Source organism: Mesohalobacter halotolerans (genome assembly GCF_006120725.1).
GTDB classification, from domain to species: Bacteria; Bacteroidota; Bacteroidia; order Flavobacteriales; family Flavobacteriaceae; genus Psychroflexus; species Psychroflexus halotolerans.
In genome coordinates, this window is record NZ_SWMU01000003.1 from 514,197 (window position 1) to 531,866 (window position 17,670).

The window sequence follows — 17,670 nt, forward strand, 5'->3', positions numbered from 1 at the left end:
CCTCAGCAACTTTTCTCTTAGCCAAAGGTAACTCGGCAAACAGATTGGTGGTAATATAAACATGGAAAGTATCCAGAAAGCTTTGTTGAACAATCGATTTTGAATCATATCTCTTAAAATGATGAGCCAAAGGACAAACAAAACCATGTGACAAGCATAGAATAGAACCTCAGAAACATTCCATTTGTGATAGATTTTAAGGATTTCAAGCAAAATAATGGAATAACAAATTATTAATATTATCCAATACACTTTTTTGTGCTGTTTTAAGCTTAAGCGTTGCATAAAATTTGATAATTTAATAATTTGATAATCAAAAATAATTAAATCTCATAAAATACCTAATATCGCTTTATGGGATTTTTTATAAGCCACAAAAAATTAAGTGAATTGTTTGCTTGCAGTAAACGGAAATAATAAACGAAAAATGATCGACCAACATTAACTAGTTAAGAAGTTGACCAAATCACTCTTTCAACTGCTCGGCACTTAGATTTTTTTCGTAACGGTTGTGAATCAAAATGATCAACAATCCAAAGAGAACCGCCGAGACAATTAAAGCCGTATTGATGAGACCAGTTACTCCAAAGGATATACGTATTAAAATCGTCGAGATAATAAAGCCTGAATTTCTGATAATTTTATGAAACTGATCGGTATAGAAAAAAGAAAAGAGCAACAGCAACACATCTACTAAAATTAAGACGGTAAAAAAGTGATCAAAAAATAGATTATTAATGCTTTCAAAGGAAGGTAATTCTTCATTTTTAAGGGAGATATCCATTCCCCAATCTACAAGCGTATATGTGGCCATGATAATAAATAATGGAACCAATATGACTGCAATAATTTTCTTTTTAGTAATAAATCGCTGAACTCTATCCGTCATATCTTCTTCAATCTCATACTTTTGACGTCCATATTTTTGAAATAAAAATATGAGAAAAAACAAGACCAAAGAAGCAACCAAATCGTAGGTAAAAACCAAATCTTCTTTAATGGTAAACCAATTTGATGAGATTTCTAAAGCCGCTAAGTCTTTAAACAGTCGTCTGACAATGATCAGGGTTATAATTTCGTACTGCTTGGTTACATAATTGGTGAAAGATTTAGGTAAATAAAAGATCAACATGTACACCTCATAGATCAAAATGAATGAAAATGGGGTATAAATTGCTGATATTGGGTTTTTGAGTAATGCAGCGTCAGATAAAAAATTGGTGATTCCCAAATAATTGAGAAATATGAGAATGAGGTGAATAACAAAGCTGATCAGAGCTAAGTTTAAAATAAACCGTTCAGCTCGTACTTTACTTTTTTCTGATATAAAAACACCATAAAAAAAATCAAGTGTTTTTTGAAAGTTGATCATACTTATTTGCTGTATGTATTTGAACAATATACAAATAAAACTTATATCTATAAAAAATATGGTTAAAATATAGAATTTAGGTAAGTTTTAGTATAAATAGAAGTCAATCAAGCAGTTTCTGCCATCAATTTTTCGCGTTGAGTTTTCACGGTTGGGTCACTCATGTATTCTTCAAAGGTGGCGTATTTATCAATTACGCCATTAGGTGTTAACTCAATGACACGATTAGCGACGGTTTGTGCAAATTGATGGTCGTGAGTGGTAAAAATGACGTTACCTTTGTAGTTAGTTAGAGCATTATTGAACGCAGTAATCGATTCAAGATCCAGGTGATTTGTAGGTTCATCAATGATTAAAACATTGGCCCGAATCATCATCATTCGACTGAGCATACATCTCACTTTTTCACCACCGGAAAGTACGTCAGCGGTTTTCAAAGCTTCGTCGCCTCTAAACAACATTTTGCCTAAAAATCCTCTGATATAGACTTCTTCGCGTTCTTCATCGGTTTTAGCCCATTGCCTTAACCAATCGACTAGAGTCAGTTTGTTGTCAAAAAATTCAGAATTGTCGTTAGGCAAATAGCTTTGAGAGGTTGTAATTCCCCATTCAAAATCCCCTGACTTTTGCGCTTGTTTCCCATTTATAATTTCATAAAATGCCGTCGTAGCTCTGGAGTCTCTGGAGTAGATAAAGGTTTTATCGCCTTTAGCCAGATTGATGTTTATTTTACTAAACAGGGTTTCGCCATCGATTTCTGCGCTAAGATTGTTTACGTTCAAAATTTGATTCCCTGCCTCGCGTTCACGTTCAAAAATAATGGCAGGATATCGTCTGCTGGAGGGTTTAATATTTTCGATATCTAATTTTTCAATCATTTTTTTACGTGAGGTCGCTTGTTTAGATTTAGCCACATTGGCACTAAAACGTTCAATAAATTGTTGTAATTCTTTTTTCTTTTCTTCTGCTTTTTTGTTTTGTTGTGCGCGTTGTCTTGCTGCGAGTTGAGAGGACTCATACCAAAACGTGTAGTTGCCGCTGTAGTGGGTGATTTTCCCAAAATCAATGTCAGAAATATGAGTACACACCTCATCCAAAAAATGCCTGTCGTGAGAAACGACTATGACACAGTTATCGTAATTGGCTAAAAAATTTTCCAGCCAACTGATGGTTTCATAATCTAAATCATTGGTCGGCTCATCCATAATTAACACATCAGGATTTCCAAATAAAGCTTTGGCGAGCAAGACTCTAACTTTTTGAGTACCATCTAAATCTTTGATATGATTATAATGTAATTCGGGTTCGATGCCAAGATTAGATAGAAGTGAAGCAGCATTACTCTCTGCATTCCAACCATCCATTTCTTCAAAATCAACTTGTAGGACGCCGACGCGTTCGCCATCAGCTTCACTAAAATCTTCCTTAGCATAAATATCATCCATTTCTTTTTTGATTTTGTAAAGCGGCTGATTGCCCATTAAAACCGTCTCTAAAACGGGAAAATCATCATAAGCACTGTGATCTTGCTCTAAAACAGACATGCGCTTTCCGGGTTCTAGGCTGACATGACCTGACGTCGGTTCCATTTGACCCGATATGATTTTGAGAAATGTTGATTTTCCGGCACCATTAGCACCAATGATGCCATAACAATTACCACTTGTGAATGTGGTATTAACTTCATCAAAAAGCACACGTTTGCCAAATTGAACTGATAAGTTAGAGACTGAAAGCATAGCTAAAAATTTTTGCAAAAGTATGAATATTCTACTATTGTGTAAAGTAAATCATAAAGATATAAGCTTTTAACGATGAGTTAACAACAGACTAAAATTCATCATTCTATATTTGTTTTAAATATGGAATATGAGAAATGTTGTAGTCTGCTTGATTAGTCTATTATTTTTAGCTTGCTCAAACAATCGTAATGACCTCACTTACTTTGGCGGAGGAATAGTGAACCCCAAGGACGATTACGTTATTTTATTACAACAAGACAGCATCATTGATAGTATCCCAATAGATAAGAATGGGCATTTTTCCTATGAATTTAACCTCAAAGAGCCCGGATTATTAACCTTTAAACACGGCTATGATCCTCAAATTGTTTATCTAGAACCACATGATAGCCTAAAACTAAGGGTAAATACACTCCAGTTTGACGAGTCTCTGGTCTATGATGGCACAAGTGGTATTGAAAATAATTTTTTGATTGAAAACTATTTGCTTAATCAAAAAAACTCAGAACTTATCCTGTCCTATTATAAGATATCCCCAGAAGACTTTCAATTCAAAACAGACTCTATCAAAACTTCTAGAGAACATAAACTGAAAAGCTTAAAAGAAAAACACCAACTCAGTGAAGAGTTTTTAAAGATTGCACAAAAGAGTATAGATTTTGAATATTATGACATGCGAGAACGTTACGCGTTCTTAATGAATAAATATAACCATAAAAAGGCTAGGAATATAAGTGAAAATTTTTACAGTTATAGAGATAATATTGATTTTAAATATAAAAATACATCTAACCTTTTTGGGTATCATCGTTTTTTAGATAATTATTTAAAAAATCTATCAATAGAGCTATGCCAAAAAATACATCCTTCAAAAGACTGTTATGACTTAAACACCTACAATAATCTTGATCATAGAATTCAGCTTGTCGATAGTTTGGTTGAACATAAAAATTTGAGGAAACAATTTTTGCAGCGTTTTATTCAAGAAGAAATTATTTATGCTCAAACCCCTGAACATCTAAAACACACCTCTAAACTGATAGAAAAATTTGACTTTTCCAAAGCTGATAAAAATAGACTCAAAGCTTTAGTTAATTTTCAAAGTTCACTTATTGTTGATGCCGATTTAAAGCATGTCAAAATCAAATCAAAAGATTTCAAAAATCACGAATTAGAAGATGTGATGAAAAAAAACCTAAGCGTAGTCTATTCGTGGTCTGTTCAGTCGCCTAGCCATCATAAATTAAGAATCAAAAAAATCAAAGAGCTTAAAACAAAATATCCCAATATCCAATTTATTGGTATCAATATAGACTACAAAAATCCTGATAAGTGGTTAGATGCTGTTAAAAATTTTAATTGCAATTCTGAAAATGAATTTATGATAGTAGCAGAAAATCACGCCGCTTTTTATCGCAATTATCTCAACAAAGTCATTTTTCTCAATAAAGATTGCATTGTTAAAAAAAGTGAAATCATATTATCAAATATCGAATTTGACAAACATATCGAAGATTTTATAGCTTCTCAATAAACCAACGTGTTTACATGTTTTTTATGATTTGATGAATCTCTTTATCATTCCATTTTGCAGCACCAGTGGCTTTAGCCAAAATTTCTCCATTGGGATGAATAAGGAAAGTACTAGGGATTGCCTTATTGGTTAACGGTGCGGGTAACTTAGATTTTTGAATATATACAGGTAATTCATATTGTTTTGAGGCCATAAATTTCTTTAAAACTTCAGGAGATTCTTGAGAGATAAAGTAAAAATCAACTTCACCCTGAAAAGTCTTGTAGAGTTCATCCAAATCAGGCATCTCCGCTAAACACGGCGCGCACCAGGTCGCCCAAAAGTTGATTAATACAGGCTTGTTTTGTGATTGGTTTAAATTCACCTGCTGACCGTCTAAGGCTTTTAAAACCAAATTATAATTTGAAAGTTTTTCTCTACTCTCATTTTTAATTAAAGTTGGTGTACCACTAAATAAAGAAGCAAGTTCTGACTGTATGACCATTCTACTGTCTGGAATGATAAACAATAAAACCACAATAAAAAATAAAATATTAGACCACTGTTTTTTAAAAAACGCTTTAACATCAAACGATTGGGTTGAGGCTGTTTTGTTCATATGGCTTCAATTTTACATTAGGTAATTTATGTTTATACAAACTTACAGTAATTTTAAAAATCTACACCTAAGCAGCCAAAGCCTAGGCATTTCTCTTATATTTGCAGCCAATTGCAATAGACTATGAAGCACATTCGAAATTTCTGTATCATCGCCCATATTGACCATGGTAAAAGCACTTTGGCAGATAGGCTTTTAGACTCTACAAATTCTGTTACAGCCCGCGAAAAGCAAGAACAATTGCTAGACAATATGGACTTAGAACGAGAACGTGGCATTACCATAAAAAGTCATGCCATTCAAATGGTTTATACTTACGAAGGGCAAGAATACGTACTAAATTTGATTGACACACCTGGTCACGTCGATTTTTCTTATGAGGTTTCGCGATCTATTGCCGCTTGTGAAGGTGCTTTACTCGTTGTAGATGCGGCTCAAAGTATTCAAGCGCAGACCATTTCTAATCTGTACCTGGCTTTAGAAAACGATTTGGAAATTATTCCCGTACTCAACAAAATTGATTTACCTTCTGCAAATCCCGAAGAAGTCACCGACGATATTGTCGATTTGATTGGATGTGATAGAGATGAAATCATTCCTGCCAGTGCCAAAAACGGTATCGGTATTGAAGACATCCTTAAAGCTATAATCACTAGAGTTCCCGCCCCAAAAGGCGATGAAAATGCCCCGCTTAGAGCTTTGGTATTTGATTCTGTTTACAATCCCTTTCGTGGTGTTGAAACTTATTTTAGAGTCTTTGACGGCAGCATCAAAAAAAATCAACAAATTAAATTTGTCGCTACCAACAAAGCTTATAGCGCCGATGAAATTGGCACCTTAAAACTGGTTCAGTTTCCTAAACAAGAAATTAAAGCCGGCGATGTAGGCTACCTCATCACAGGCATCAAAGACGCCAGAGAAGTTAAAGTTGGCGATACCATCACCGATGCTGAAAATCCAACCCAAAAAGCCGTTTCAGGATTTGAAGACGTCAAGCCCATGGTTTTTGCTGGGATTTATCCCGTAGATACCGAAGACTACGAAGAGCTAAGAGCCTGTATGGAAAAATTACAACTCAACGACGCCTCATTAATTTTTACCCCAGAGAGTTCTGCAGCTTTAGGTTTTGGGTTTAGATGTGGATTTCTCGGCATGTTGCATCTTGAAATTATTCAGGAACGCTTAGAGCGCGAATTTGATATGACAGTAATCACCACAGTACCCAACGTATCTTACCACGCCTACTCGACCAAAGAGCCTGATGAACCCATAATTGTAAGTAATCCGTCGGATTTACCTGACCCATCAACAATAGACCATGTTGAAGAGCCATACATCAAAGCTAGCATCATCACCAAAGCCGATTTTGTTGGACCGGTCATGTCGCTTTGTATTGAAAAGCGCGGCGAAATCACCAATCAAACTTATCTGACCACAGAACGTGTAGAATTGACATTTGATATGCCTCTGGCCGAAATTGTCTTCGATTTTTATGATCGTTTAAAAACCGTGTCTAAAGGTTATGCTTCTTTTGATTATTCCCCTATTGGTTTGCGTACTTCAAAATTGGTCAAGGTCGATGTACTGCTCAACGGCAATACGGTTGACGCTTTATCAGCTTTAATTCATTTTGATAATGCTTATGATATTGGGAAGCGAATGTGTATAAAACTCAAAGAACTCATTCCAAGACAACAATTTGATATTCCAATTCAAGCCGCTATTGGTAGTAAAATTATAGCTAGAGAAACCGTCAAAGCCTTAAGAAAAGATGTTACTGCAAAATGTTACGGTGGTGATATCTCTAGGAAAAGAAAATTATTAGAAAAGCAAAAAAAGGGTAAAAAACGCATGCGCGCCGTTGGTAATGTAGAAATTCCACAGGAAGCCTTTATGGCGGTGTTGAAGTTGAATGATTAAATTACAGTTAAAAGTTTAAAGTTAGAGTATTACAATAGTAAAAATAGACTCGCATTGAGCGGAGCTGAAATGGTCAATAGAATCAAAAGCAACCCAAAGATTCTGAACAAATGCTCCAAAGTCGGATTTTTCAGAATGACATATAAAAACGATAGCATCTAAAACTTAAAACATTTTAACTTTGTGTCTTAGCGCCTTTGCGAGAAACCAAAACCCATAACAACAATAGCTTCAAACTTCTCAACTTGAAACTTTGAACTTGAAACCCATAAAAAATATCATATTCGATTTTGGCGATGTCTTTCTTAATCTTGACAAATCTGCAACAGAACAACATCTTCAAAATTTTGGCATTTCTGAATTTGACCACGAAACCATTGCTGTCAATAAAAAATACGAAAGAGGATTAATCTCAACCGAAGCATTTATTCAATTTTACACCGAAAAATTTCAATCACTAGACAAAAATACGTTTACTAATGCCTGGAACAGCATTCTCAAAAATTTCCCTCGACATCGACTTGATTTTCTTCAAAACCTAAAAGCAAAGAATCAATACCGTTTATTTCTATTGAGCAACACCAACGCACTACATATTCAATGGGTTAAAGCGAATATTTCACAATATGAAGACTTTAAATCCTGTTTTGAAGGCTTTTACCTTTCTCACAAAATTCACCTCAGAAAACCTGACGCTTCTGTGTTTGAATTCATTCTTAATCAACACAATTTAAAAGCTAAAGAAACTTTATTTATAGACGATACCCAAGAGCATATTGAGTCGGCAAAATGTTTAGATTTGCAGACTTGGCATCTCAACCCCAAAACCGATGATGTCACGCAATTGTTTCAACAAAAACATTTACATCTGTGATAGAACTCATCTTTAGCGTCATTTCATCAACGCTTATATATGTGGCGTTTAAATCTTTTTCAAGATTTAACATCAATACGTTAAATGCGCTAATTGTCAATTATTTTACGGCTTTTATTCTCGGCTTTAGTATTCAAAGCACGTCCATAAAACTCACTGAAATTCAACAATTTGAATGGTTTTGGCCTGCGGCGAGTCTAGGTGTATTATTTATTTTGATCTTTTACCTCATGGTCATGACTACGCAAAAACATGGGATTTCAGTCGTGTCAGTTGCCAGTAAAATGAGTTTGAGTATTCCTGTGATTTTTGTAATTTTCTACTATGGCGAGAGCTTGTCTATACTCAAAGTTTTAGGCATCATCCTTGCCCTTGTTTCAGTGTATTTGGTGTCTGCAAAAACCAAAGACGGTCTAAAAGTCAATAAATCTGCTCTACTTCTGCCCTTTGCCGTCTTTATCGGTAGCGGTATCATAGAATCCAGCATCAAAGTGTTGCAAAACGATTTTGTGCCTTCCATTGAAACACCTGTATTTTCAGCTTCAATTTTTTTGTTTGCAGCACTGACGGGAAGTTTGGTTTTTGGCGTTAGATTTGTCAAGCACAAAACCTTTTTTAGGGTAAAAGACATCATCGGTGGCATTGCGCTTGGCGTGCCCAACTATTTTTCTATTTATTTTATCATTCAAGCACTGCGTAATCCTAACTTGGACAGCTCCATTGTCTTTGTGATCAACAATGTCTCTATCGTCGTATTATCAACTATTGTAGGCATTTTGCTCTTTAAAGAACACCTCTTGCGCAAAAACAAAATCGGCATTGGTTTAGCCCTTTTGAGTATAATTTTAGTAGCTTTGGCTAACTACAATTTAAACTAATTTGCTTAAAAAAGACGAATACAAAAGCCTTACAACCCCCTCAAAAGAAGTTGTATTTAAAGACAAAGGCAGCAAATTTTATGGTTATGCCTTTCCCGTTCAAGGTGAAACTGATATTGAACAAGCTTTAGAACAACTTAAAAGTCAACATCATAAAGCCCGTCATTTCTGTTACGCCTGGCAACTCGGTAAAACCTACGACAATTACAAAGCCAATGACGACGGCGAGCCCAATAACTCTGCCGGTGTGCCCATTTACGGACAACTCCAATCTTTTGAAGTAACCAATTGTCTCGTGGTCGTGGTGCGCTATTTTGGTGGCACCAAACTTGGCGTCGGTGGTCTGATTTCAGCCTATAAAACCACCGCCAAAATGGCTTTAGAACAGACCAAAATCCACACCCATACCATTGACAAACAGATACAAATCACCTGTGAATACAAACTGATGAACGAGGTGATGCGTCTAGTCAAGGATTTAAACCTCAACATCATAGAACAAGACCTAAAAATCCATTGCAAATTTATTATCAGCATTCGGCAAAACGATTTTAACAAAGTCAAATCCCGTTTTGAGCAGGTTTACGGTTTAGAAGTTAAAATTTTAGAATAAAATAATTTGGGCGTGCCTCCCGCAATAAAGTGGGAGTCGGGCTATCCGTTACAAGTCCTCTACTGACGCTAACGGTCAGTATGCGGGCTTTCCACTGCTATCCCTCACGCAAGGAGTAACTTTACATAAAAGTGGTTTGGAAAAGCTTGACGTCTAGATAGCTCTCGATACAATCCCGACGAAAATGTCGTGACCACCTGCCGACCAGGCAGACGGGCTCGAGCTGACAGGCATCACAAAAACTGTGAGTTCGAGTGCGTTTTTGGAGAGTTTAGTCCAGCGGAAGAATTCAAAAATAATTGTCTTTCGACAAGCTTAATTGAACTGACAATTATCACGAACACTCTGGCCAATACCTTACTAAAATTCATTAATTTTAAAGTCTTAAATTAAACTACAACTATGAACTCTAGAGCATACGTCGAAAAACATCAAGACCGATTCATTAACGAACTCATAAACTTACTGAAAATTCCTTCCATAAGTGCAGATTCTTCCTACAAAGCATCGATGAAAGATGCTGCGCAAATGGTGGCCGATCAACTTGAGTCTGCAGGTTGTGATAGGGTAAAAATCTATCCTACCAAAGGTCATGCTGTGGTTTTTGGAGAAAAAATAATCGACGCCAGTTTACCAACTGTATTGGTTTATGGCCATTATGATGTGCAGCCACCAGATCCTTTAGGTTTATGGGATTCACCACCATTTAAGCCAGTGATAAAAAAAACTGATATTCATCCTGATGGTGCTATTTTTGCCCGTGGCGCTTGCGATGACAAAGGACAGATGTATATGCACGTCAAAGCTTTTGAGTTCATGATGGCTGAAAATGATTTACCCTGCAACGTCAAATTTATGATCGAAGGCGAAGAAGAAGTTGGCAGTGAACACCTTGAAGATTTTATCAATGAACACAATGCGATGTTAGCTAACGATGTGATTTTAATTTCAGACACCGGGATGATCAGCAAAGAGCATCCTTCAATCACTACCGGATTACGTGGTCTGAGTTATGTAGAAGTTGAAGTCACCGGGCCAAATCGAGACTTGCATTCAGGTTTATATGGTGGTGCTGTAGCCAATCCTATTAATATTTTAACGCAGATGATAGCGTCTCTTCAAGATGAAAATAACCGTATAACTATACCAGGATTTTATGATAAAGTTGAGGAATTAAGTAAAGAAGAACGGGATAAAATGGCTGAAGCGCCTTTCAATTTGGAACAATATAAACAATCAATTGGTATCGGTGATGTTCACGGTGAAAAAGGCTATACCACCAATGAACGCAATTCCATAAGACCTACACTGGATGTGAATGGCATTTGGGGCGGTTACATTGGCGAAGGCGCTAAAACCGTGATCCCAAGTAAAGCTTTTGCTAAAATATCTATGCGTTTGGTCCCAAATCAAGACTGGAAAGGAATCACTGAACTATTTAAAACCCATTTTGAATCGATTGCACCTGAGAGCGTCAAGGTAGAAGTCAAACCTCATCATGGTGGTCAAGGCTATGTCACCCCTATCGACAGTATAGAATACCAAGCTGCCGACAAGGCGTTTCAGGATACGTTCGGCAAATCTGCAATACCGCTTAGAAGTGGTGGCAGTATTCCAATTGTGTCGTTGTTTGAAAATGCCTTTAACTCTAAAACCATCTTAATGGGCTTTGGTTTGGATACCGATGCGATTCATTCACCGAATGAACATTTTGGGGTTTGGAATTTCCTCAAAGGCATTGAAACAATTCCGCATTTTTATAAACATTTTACGGCCTTGAAAGCTTAAGTCCAGTTTTGTTTTTTAAAAGTAAGTTTTAACTGCAAATTCAAATTGTTCAATAAAAATATTCTTGAAATTAGAAATATTATTTTGTTCATAAAATAATAACATTGCTTTTTTATAAGCTATTGATTCGACCGTTCTAAATGATATAGGACAATGATTGTAGTTTAATAAAATGGCATTGCTAACAATTCTTGAGGTTCGTTTGTTGCCGTCCATAAATGGCTGAATATATGAAATGAGAATAAGTGCTAGTAAAGCCTTTTCAAAAATACAAGCTTTGTTGTTAATTATTTTACACGCACCTTCAAGGGCTTCTAAAATCTGAAACTCGTTGTCGAGTGGTCTATAATTGGTTCCTGAAATACCTACGCGTCTCTTTCTTAAATTCTTTTCAACACCAAGTTCTTTAGTTAAAAGCCTATGAATGTTTTCTATTTTTGATACCGTTAATGGAATTAAATAGTCCTTGTTTTCAATAATAAAATCGAGTGCTTCTTTATGGTTGAGAAGCATTACAGCTTCTTCTTTTGTTTTTCCTGATGCCGTATGTTTTTCCTTTAAAAGTCGTTCTGTTTCTAATAACGAGTAAGTGTTACCCTCAATTTGAGAAGATTTCCAACTCAAATCAATAGCAAGTCTTTGCAATTCTTTTTGGTAAGTGGCTGGATTTAAGTCTTTGATGTTATCTTCATATTCCTTTTGCAAAATTTTGAGCTTGTTTAATTCATTTTCAGTAAATATGCTGTTTTTATTCAAGATTTGATTAACTAACGCAAAGTTAAAGGTTGATTTAATTTGTCTTTCATCAATTTCATTTTCGTAATATTTATCAATATCAATAGGTTGAATAAGTTCATATGAGGGTGAGAGAAAATACTTTGTTGCTTTACCTTGACCTTGTGAAACTATGTATTCCTTAGATATTAATTTTTTTAGACTTCGTTTCAAAGTTGCGTAACTCACAGAAATAGCTAAGTTGTCAAAAATTTCTTTAGAAGAACTTCCTGCATTATTTTTAATGTAATCAATAATTTGTTGATGTCTTTGATTTAACATTTCATTATTTTAAGCTCACAAATATATGGTATTAAGCTCATATTGAGCAGATTTTAATAAGTATTTTTATCGAAAATGAGCTACAATATAGTTTTCTCAAAGGTATTGAAACGCTTACGCATTTGTATATGCGTTTTGCGGCGTTGAAAGCTTAAAAGCTATCGCCTATTTTACACCTTACAGATTTTTGGTCACTTCGACTCCACTCAGTGACCAAAAACCCAGGAGGTTTCAGTTTAGCTTAGGGATAGGAACGGCATCTTTTTTTGGGGTTGATTTAGCGAAGTTGCTTTTTGAGAGTGCCGCCAAAAGCGGTAATCTCTAAAAGCTTACTGAGACTTGGCAAGCCCAAAAAAATATAGTGGATAGCCCGACCGCGCTGCAAGCGGGGTAAGCACATTATGATAGATATTTGTAGCCATCTAAACTTTCCCTGCATATTCGTAGCCAATATCTTCCACAATGGCTTTGACTTTGTCCTCAGAAATTTCACCTTGAATTTTTACATGTCCTGAAGCCAAATCAACATCGACGGTTTTAACTTGGTCAGCTTCTGAAAGGTGCTTATTGACATTGGCCACACAATGGTTACAGGTCATGCCTTTAACATTATAGGTTTTATGTGAATTATTTTGATTTTCCATAGGTATTGATTTTTTGGGGATGAGTTTTCTAAGTTCTACATTTAAAATAAGTAAAGTCAAAATCAGCGCTGAAGCAAAGCTTAACCAGTGCGGTAACAAATGATGATGTTGACTTACAACTTCTGTAACACTGAAGTACTGAAGCCAGGCTTCTGGCAAAACATAATCGATAATTAAACCAAAGAACATTGCTCCGCCAATAATGCTCGACAGATAAATTAGAGTCATTCGTTTGCCAATGGCATTCCAAATGACTGTAAAAGTGGCAATATTGGTTGCAGGTCCTGCCATTAAAAAAACAATCGCAGCACCTGGTGAAATCCCTTTCATCAATAATACAGCAGCAATGGGAACGCTGGCTGTTGCACACACATAAAGTGGTATACTAGCCACTAAAACAATGAGCATTGCTAAAATAGGTTCGGATAGAATTCCTTGCTCAAAGAATTGTTCTGGGACCAACATACTGATAATACTGGCTAAAACCAGACCGATAATAAGCCAACGCGAAATGTCTTGTAAAAAGGTGACAAAGGCGTATTTAAAAATGCGGTTAAACCAATGTTGTTTTGAAGGCTCTACGGCACAATCGTTACAAGACTCTGCGTCTTTAATATCGTCATTGACTTTGTCAAAATTATCGACAAAAAAGCCACCGAAAATTCCTGTAATAAAAGCTATTATTGGTCTAACAATGGCGTAAGCCCAACCCATTAAGGCGTAAGTAACAAGAATACTATCAATTCCAGTTTGTGGTGTGGAAATTAAAAATGATGTTGTCGCCCCTTTTGAAGCGCCTTTTTTATAAAGTGAAACGCCTGTTGGTATGACTCCGCAGGAACACAATGGTAAAGGCACACCAAATAAAGCAGATTTTATAGAAGACTTCCATCCCGGTTTTCCCAGTTGACGTTGCAGCCAATCCTTTGAAAAAACACCATTGAGTAAACCTGCAATTAAAAACCCTAATAATAAATAAGGCGACATTTCTAATGTGAGATCCCATAGGGTTTGAAAGAATGTTTCTACATATTTCATATTACAAAAATACGAAATATACGGCCAGATTTTGCCAATAGATTTTTAAAATAAAGTTGAAACTAAACCAAAATTAATTTCAGAAAGTTTATTTTACCTCGATGAGTAGGATAAACTATTCCGAATCGCATCGGGACGGTTTGGTTTAAGACCCTTGTCATAGAAGAGCACCAGTCTAGTGAATTTTCTTTTGCAAAAAGGAAGGGATTATTGCTATGATCCCATTTCGGGTAATCTGGAGCAAGCATGAAAATCCAGTCTGCTATCGCAGCCTAGGTTTATTTATTTCCATTCGCTTATGAAAACTTGTGGTTTTCAACGCTTCTGAAAATAAAAAACCCATCCCGAAATTCTTCGAGATGGATTTTCTTTTGCAGAGAGGAAGGGATTCGAACCCTCGATTCCGCGATAACGGAATACACGCTTTCCAGGCGTGCGCCTTCGACCACTCGGCCACCTCTCTATAGATTTGCAAATTAAAACATAATTAAGGGTTTCTACAACAGTTTTGGATTTTAAAACCTTTAGCTCTCGCTGACTTCGCCACGTAGGGATGCTTCAAAAATGGTTTTAAAAACCTTCATACTCAAACGTTTAGGCAGCATAAACATCATCTTGGCGATTGTTGCTTCCGTAGTCATATCACTACCAGAAATTACTCCTATTTTCTGTAAACGTTCACTGGTATAGTATTTTCCCATTGTAACTTGTCCACCACTACATTGTGTGATGTTAACTACCGGGACAGATTGATTAATTTTTCTGCGAATACCTTCTACAAACCAGTCATCGGTTTTAAAATTACCACTTCCAAAACTTTCTAAAACTATACCTTTAATACAGGGGATATTAATAAGTGACTCAAACACCTTTTGATTGAGTCCCGGAAATAACTTTAACAGTAAGATTTGATCTTCTAAGTCTTTATGTAATACGAGTTCTTTAATTTTTCTGACGCGTTTGACAGCCGAATAATTAACTTTAAGATTTACACCAGATTGAATGAGTGATGGATAATTGGGCGAGTCAAAAGCTTCAAAATGCTCAGCATTGACTTTTGTAGTTCTGTTGGCTCTATAGAGTTTGTATTCAAAATACAAGCCAACTTCTTTGATGACAGGTCTTCCATTTTGTTTTAACCCGGCAATTTGAATGCTAGAGATGAGGTTTTCTTTAGCATCGGTGCGTAAATCCCCAATTGGCAATTGAGATCCGGTAAAAATGATGGGTTTTGATAAATTTTCTAACATAAACGAAAGAACAGAAGCCGTATAAGACATGGTATCACTGCCATGTAAAACCACAAAGCCATCATAATTGCTGTAATGATCGTATATAATTTGTGCCAACTCACGATATTGTATTAATCCAAAATCTGAGGAATCTATTGGTTGGTCAAAACTCAAGGTGTCAATTTTGTGGTCTAGAAGTTTGATTTCCGGAATTTTAGACAATAGCTCATCAAAGTTAAAAGCTTTTAAACTGCCTTGATCTTTTTCACGTATCATACCTATGGTTCCACCCGTGTAAATCAATAAAAGTTTTGAACCTGATGTTGTCATTTTATTAAATTTAAACGCCAAAAATCCGTTTAGAATTTGCTGTTGTAATTTCAGCAATTTGCTCTAGAGACTGACTGTAAATTTCTGCTAGTTTTTCTGCAATATACGTTAAATATGCGCTTTGGTTCCGCTTGCCGCGATAAGGTTTTGGGGTTAAATACGGTGAGTCTGTTTCTAAAACAATATGCTTCAAGTCAATTTGATTTAAAAATTGATCAATTTTACCATTTTTAAAAGTAACTACACCACCTATACCGAGATGCATATTGTATGAAATCGCTTGCATCGCTTGCTCATAATTTCCTGTAAAGCAATGGAAAATACCGTGTAAGTCATCACCTTTATGCTGTTCTAATACCTCAAAAACTTCATCAAAAGCCTCACGGCAATGAATCACAATGGGTAGTTCATAGACTTGTGCCAATTCAATTTGACGATGAAAAGCCTCCTGTTGGGTCCCTAAAGTGCTTTTGTCCCAATACAAGTCGATACCAATTTCGCCTACGGCATAAAAATCTCTGGTTTTAAATTGATTTTCAACATGTTGTAATTCTTTCAGATAAGTCTTAGGCTGGACCGAAGTTGGGTGTAAACCCATCATCAAAAATATGTTTTCAGGATATGCCTTTTCGAGAGCGTACATCGCGTTTGTCGTTTCAGAATCTATGGCCGGTATAAAAAAACGCTTAATGTTACTTTTTAAAGCCTCTTGTATGACTTCTTGGCGATCATCATCAAAGGCTTGACTGTATAAATGTGTGTGGGTATCTGTTAAAATCAATTGACAAAAATAGTTTTATAGCTTAAACTGCTTGTTTTCTGTATGAAGTTTCCTTAGCATTGGACTACATCGGTAACGGTCTTCGTGGTATTGGTGATATAAATCATCCATGCGCTGAACACACCAATGGATACCACGCTCGTTTGCCCAAGACAGAAGACCTTTAGGGTAATTTACGCCTTTGGTCATCGCTAATTCGATATCTTCAGCTGAAGCAATATTGAGGTATAAAGCATCAGCAGCCTCATTGATAAGCATCACAAGGATTCTGTTTAAAATATGATATCCTAATTTTTCATCTTCTGTGGGTTTTGGGTTTATAGACTCATTGTTATAATCGTAAAACCCTTTTCCTGTTTTTCGTCCTAAATAACCTGCTTCAGCAAGACGCTTTTGAGTGAATGAAGGCTTGTATCTAGGGTCGTAGTAGAAAGCCTTAAACACCGTTTCGGTAACAGCGTAATTGACATCATGACCAATAAAATCCATCAACTGGAATGGTCCCATTTTAAAATGCCCTAATGCTGTCATTGCCCAATCTATTGTCGCCACATCGGCGATGTCTTCTTCAAGAATTCTCAAAGCTTCTCCGTAAAATGGGCGTGCCACACGGTTGACGATAAACCCTGGTGTATCTTTAGCCCTCACAGGGGTCTTCCCCCAAGACTTTATCATTTCAAAAATCTGATCAAAGACTATTTTATCAGTTTGAACCGCTGGAATAATTTCGACCAAAGGCATCAAAGGTGCTGGATTGAAAAAATGCACCCCTAAACACCGCTCAGGATGTTTTAAGGCGGAAGCTATTGAAGCAATAGACAATGATGAGGTGTTGGTCGCTATCACAGCATCTTTAGAGATGATTTGTTCCAAGTCTTTAAATACTTGTTGCTTGACCTCAAGGTCTTCAATGATAGCTTCTATACAAAATTCTGCAGTTTTAAAGTCTTTTAAATCTTTTGAATAAGTAATCCGATTTATAATATCAAGTTTTTCTTCTTCCGTTAGTCTTGATTTTTCAATCAGACGATTTAAAATTTTTTCTAGTTTTTCTTTTGATTGCTGTAAAACCTTAGGGTTTTTGTCAAATAAAACAACTTGACAACCTTGGGTCGAAGCAATTTGCGCAATTCCGCTTCCCATAGTCCCAGCTCCAATAACACCTATAACCATTTTGTATTTTTAGTTCAAATATAGGATTATTCTATTGAAAATATTGATATAATATTTTGTATTTAGCCCATTCCATCAAAAGAATTGACTTGTAGTT

At 36.0% G+C, this 17,670-nt stretch carries 14 protein-coding genes and 1 tRNA gene; 6 read left to right on the plus strand and 9 right to left on the minus strand.

Annotated elements, in window-relative coordinates:
* Positions 1-466: 466 nt before the first annotated feature.
* Both FCN74_RS09430 and FCN74_RS09435 read right to left on the minus strand, forming a co-directional pair.
* A complete protein-coding gene (locus tag FCN74_RS09430; RefSeq protein ID WP_138932336.1) occupies positions 467-1,372 on the minus strand; it encodes a hypothetical protein in 906 nt (301 codons plus the stop codon).
* A gap of 107 nt (positions 1,373-1,479) precedes the next feature.
* Complete coding sequence (locus tag FCN74_RS09435) at positions 1,480-3,111, minus strand: ABC-F family ATP-binding cassette domain-containing protein (RefSeq protein WP_138932337.1); 1,632 nt, start codon at positions 3,109-3,111, stop codon at positions 1,480-1,482.
* A 130-nt stretch (positions 3,112-3,241) separates the two neighbouring features.
* On the opposite strand from FCN74_RS09435, the gene FCN74_RS09440 reads away from it, so the two are divergent.
* Positions 3,242-4,648 carry a DUF4369 domain-containing protein gene (locus tag FCN74_RS09440; RefSeq protein WP_138932338.1) on the plus strand — a complete coding sequence of 469 codons (1,407 nt, stop codon included), beginning with the start codon at positions 3,242-3,244 and terminating at the stop codon, positions 4,646-4,648.
* Positions 4,649-4,658: 10 nt separating this feature from the next.
* On the opposite strand, the gene FCN74_RS09445 is transcribed toward FCN74_RS09440, so the two are convergent.
* Positions 4,659-5,246, minus strand: coding sequence for a TlpA family protein disulfide reductase (locus tag FCN74_RS09445; RefSeq protein WP_138932339.1), 588 nt, complete (start codon positions 5,244-5,246; stop codon positions 4,659-4,661).
* Positions 5,247-5,369: 123 nt separating this feature from the next.
* Between FCN74_RS09445 and lepA the strand changes: the two genes are divergently transcribed.
* From lepA to FCN74_RS09470, 5 genes are all read left to right on the plus strand, one after another.
* A complete protein-coding gene (gene lepA, locus FCN74_RS09450; protein WP_138932340.1) occupies positions 5,370-7,166 on the plus strand; it encodes a translation elongation factor 4 in 1,797 nt (598 codons plus the stop codon).
* A gap of 259 nt (positions 7,167-7,425) precedes the next feature.
* On the plus strand, positions 7,426-8,040 hold the full coding sequence (locus FCN74_RS09455; protein ID WP_246062602.1) for an HAD family hydrolase: 615 nt from the start codon (positions 7,426-7,428) through the stop codon (positions 8,038-8,040).
* Positions 8,037-8,918: an EamA family transporter gene (locus FCN74_RS09460; protein ID WP_138932341.1), complete on the plus strand. Its 882-nt coding sequence runs from the start codon at positions 8,037-8,039 to the stop codon at positions 8,916-8,918. The genes FCN74_RS09455 and FCN74_RS09460 overlap by 4 nt, the downstream gene beginning before the upstream one ends.
* Before the next feature lies 1 nt (position 8,919).
* Positions 8,920-9,531, plus strand: coding sequence for an IMPACT family protein (locus FCN74_RS09465; protein ID WP_138932342.1), 612 nt, complete (start codon positions 8,920-8,922; stop codon positions 9,529-9,531).
* Positions 9,532-9,933: 402 nt separating this feature from the next.
* Positions 9,934-11,319 (plus strand): dipeptidase, encoded by a 1,386-nt coding sequence (locus FCN74_RS09470; RefSeq protein WP_138932343.1) that lies wholly within the window; start codon positions 9,934-9,936, stop codon positions 11,317-11,319.
* A gap of 15 nt (positions 11,320-11,334) precedes the next feature.
* Here FCN74_RS09470 and FCN74_RS09475 read toward each other — a convergent pair whose 3' ends face one another.
* The 6 genes from FCN74_RS09475 to FCN74_RS09500 form a co-directional block, all read right to left on the minus strand.
* Positions 11,335-12,375 carry a Fic family protein gene (locus tag FCN74_RS09475; RefSeq protein WP_138932344.1) on the minus strand — a complete coding sequence of 347 codons (1,041 nt, stop codon included), beginning with the start codon at positions 12,373-12,375 and terminating at the stop codon, positions 11,335-11,337.
* Positions 12,376-12,797: 422 nt separating this feature from the next.
* Complete coding sequence (locus tag FCN74_RS09480; protein WP_138932345.1) at positions 12,798-14,057, minus strand: permease; 1,260 nt, start codon at positions 14,055-14,057, stop codon at positions 12,798-12,800.
* Between the two features lie 374 nt (positions 14,058-14,431).
* Positions 14,432-14,520, minus strand: a tRNA-Ser gene (locus FCN74_RS09485).
* Positions 14,521-14,581: 61 nt separating this feature from the next.
* Positions 14,582-15,619: an asparaginase gene (locus tag FCN74_RS09490; protein WP_138932346.1), complete on the minus strand. Its 1,038-nt coding sequence runs from the start codon at positions 15,617-15,619 to the stop codon at positions 14,582-14,584.
* 10 nt (positions 15,620-15,629) lie between these two features.
* A complete protein-coding gene (locus FCN74_RS09495; protein WP_138932347.1) occupies positions 15,630-16,400 on the minus strand; it encodes a TatD family hydrolase in 771 nt (256 codons plus the stop codon).
* A gap of 15 nt (positions 16,401-16,415) precedes the next feature.
* Positions 16,416-17,573, minus strand: coding sequence for a 3-hydroxyacyl-CoA dehydrogenase NAD-binding domain-containing protein (locus FCN74_RS09500; protein WP_138932348.1), 1,158 nt, complete (start codon positions 17,571-17,573; stop codon positions 16,416-16,418).
* Positions 17,574-17,670 lie beyond the last annotated feature (97 nt).

What these genes read in the sequence shown, in the direction of transcription:
- FCN74_RS09470 (WP_138932343.1), top strand. Translation starts at nt 9,934, where the DNA reads ATGAACTCTAGAGCATACGTCGAAAAACATCAAGACCGATTCATTAAC.
- FCN74_RS09435 (WP_138932337.1), bottom strand. Translation starts at nt 3,111, where the DNA reads ATGCTTTCAGTCTCTAACTTATCAGTTCAATTTGGCAAACGTGTGCTT.
- FCN74_RS09445 (WP_138932339.1), bottom strand. Translation starts at nt 5,246, where the DNA reads ATGAACAAAACAGCCTCAACCCAATCGTTTGATGTTAAAGCGTTTTTT.
- FCN74_RS09480 (WP_138932345.1), bottom strand. Translation starts at nt 14,057, where the DNA reads ATGAAATATGTAGAAACATTCTTTCAAACCCTATGGGATCTCACATTA.
- lepA (WP_138932340.1), top strand. Translation starts at nt 5,370, where the DNA reads ATGAAGCACATTCGAAATTTCTGTATCATCGCCCATATTGACCATGGT.
- FCN74_RS09500 (WP_138932348.1), bottom strand. Translation starts at nt 17,573, where the DNA reads ATGGTTATAGGTGTTATTGGAGCTGGGACTATGGGAAGCGGAATTGCG.
- FCN74_RS09490 (WP_138932346.1), bottom strand. Translation starts at nt 15,619, where the DNA reads ATGACAACATCAGGTTCAAAACTTTTATTGATTTACACGGGTGGAACC.
- FCN74_RS09475 (WP_138932344.1), bottom strand. Translation starts at nt 12,375, where the DNA reads ATGTTAAATCAAAGACATCAACAAATTATTGATTACATTAAAAATAAT.
- FCN74_RS09440 (WP_138932338.1), top strand. Translation starts at nt 3,242, where the DNA reads ATGAGAAATGTTGTAGTCTGCTTGATTAGTCTATTATTTTTAGCTTGC.
- FCN74_RS09430 (WP_138932336.1), bottom strand. Translation starts at nt 1,372, where the DNA reads ATGATCAACTTTCAAAAAACACTTGATTTTTTTTATGGTGTTTTTATA.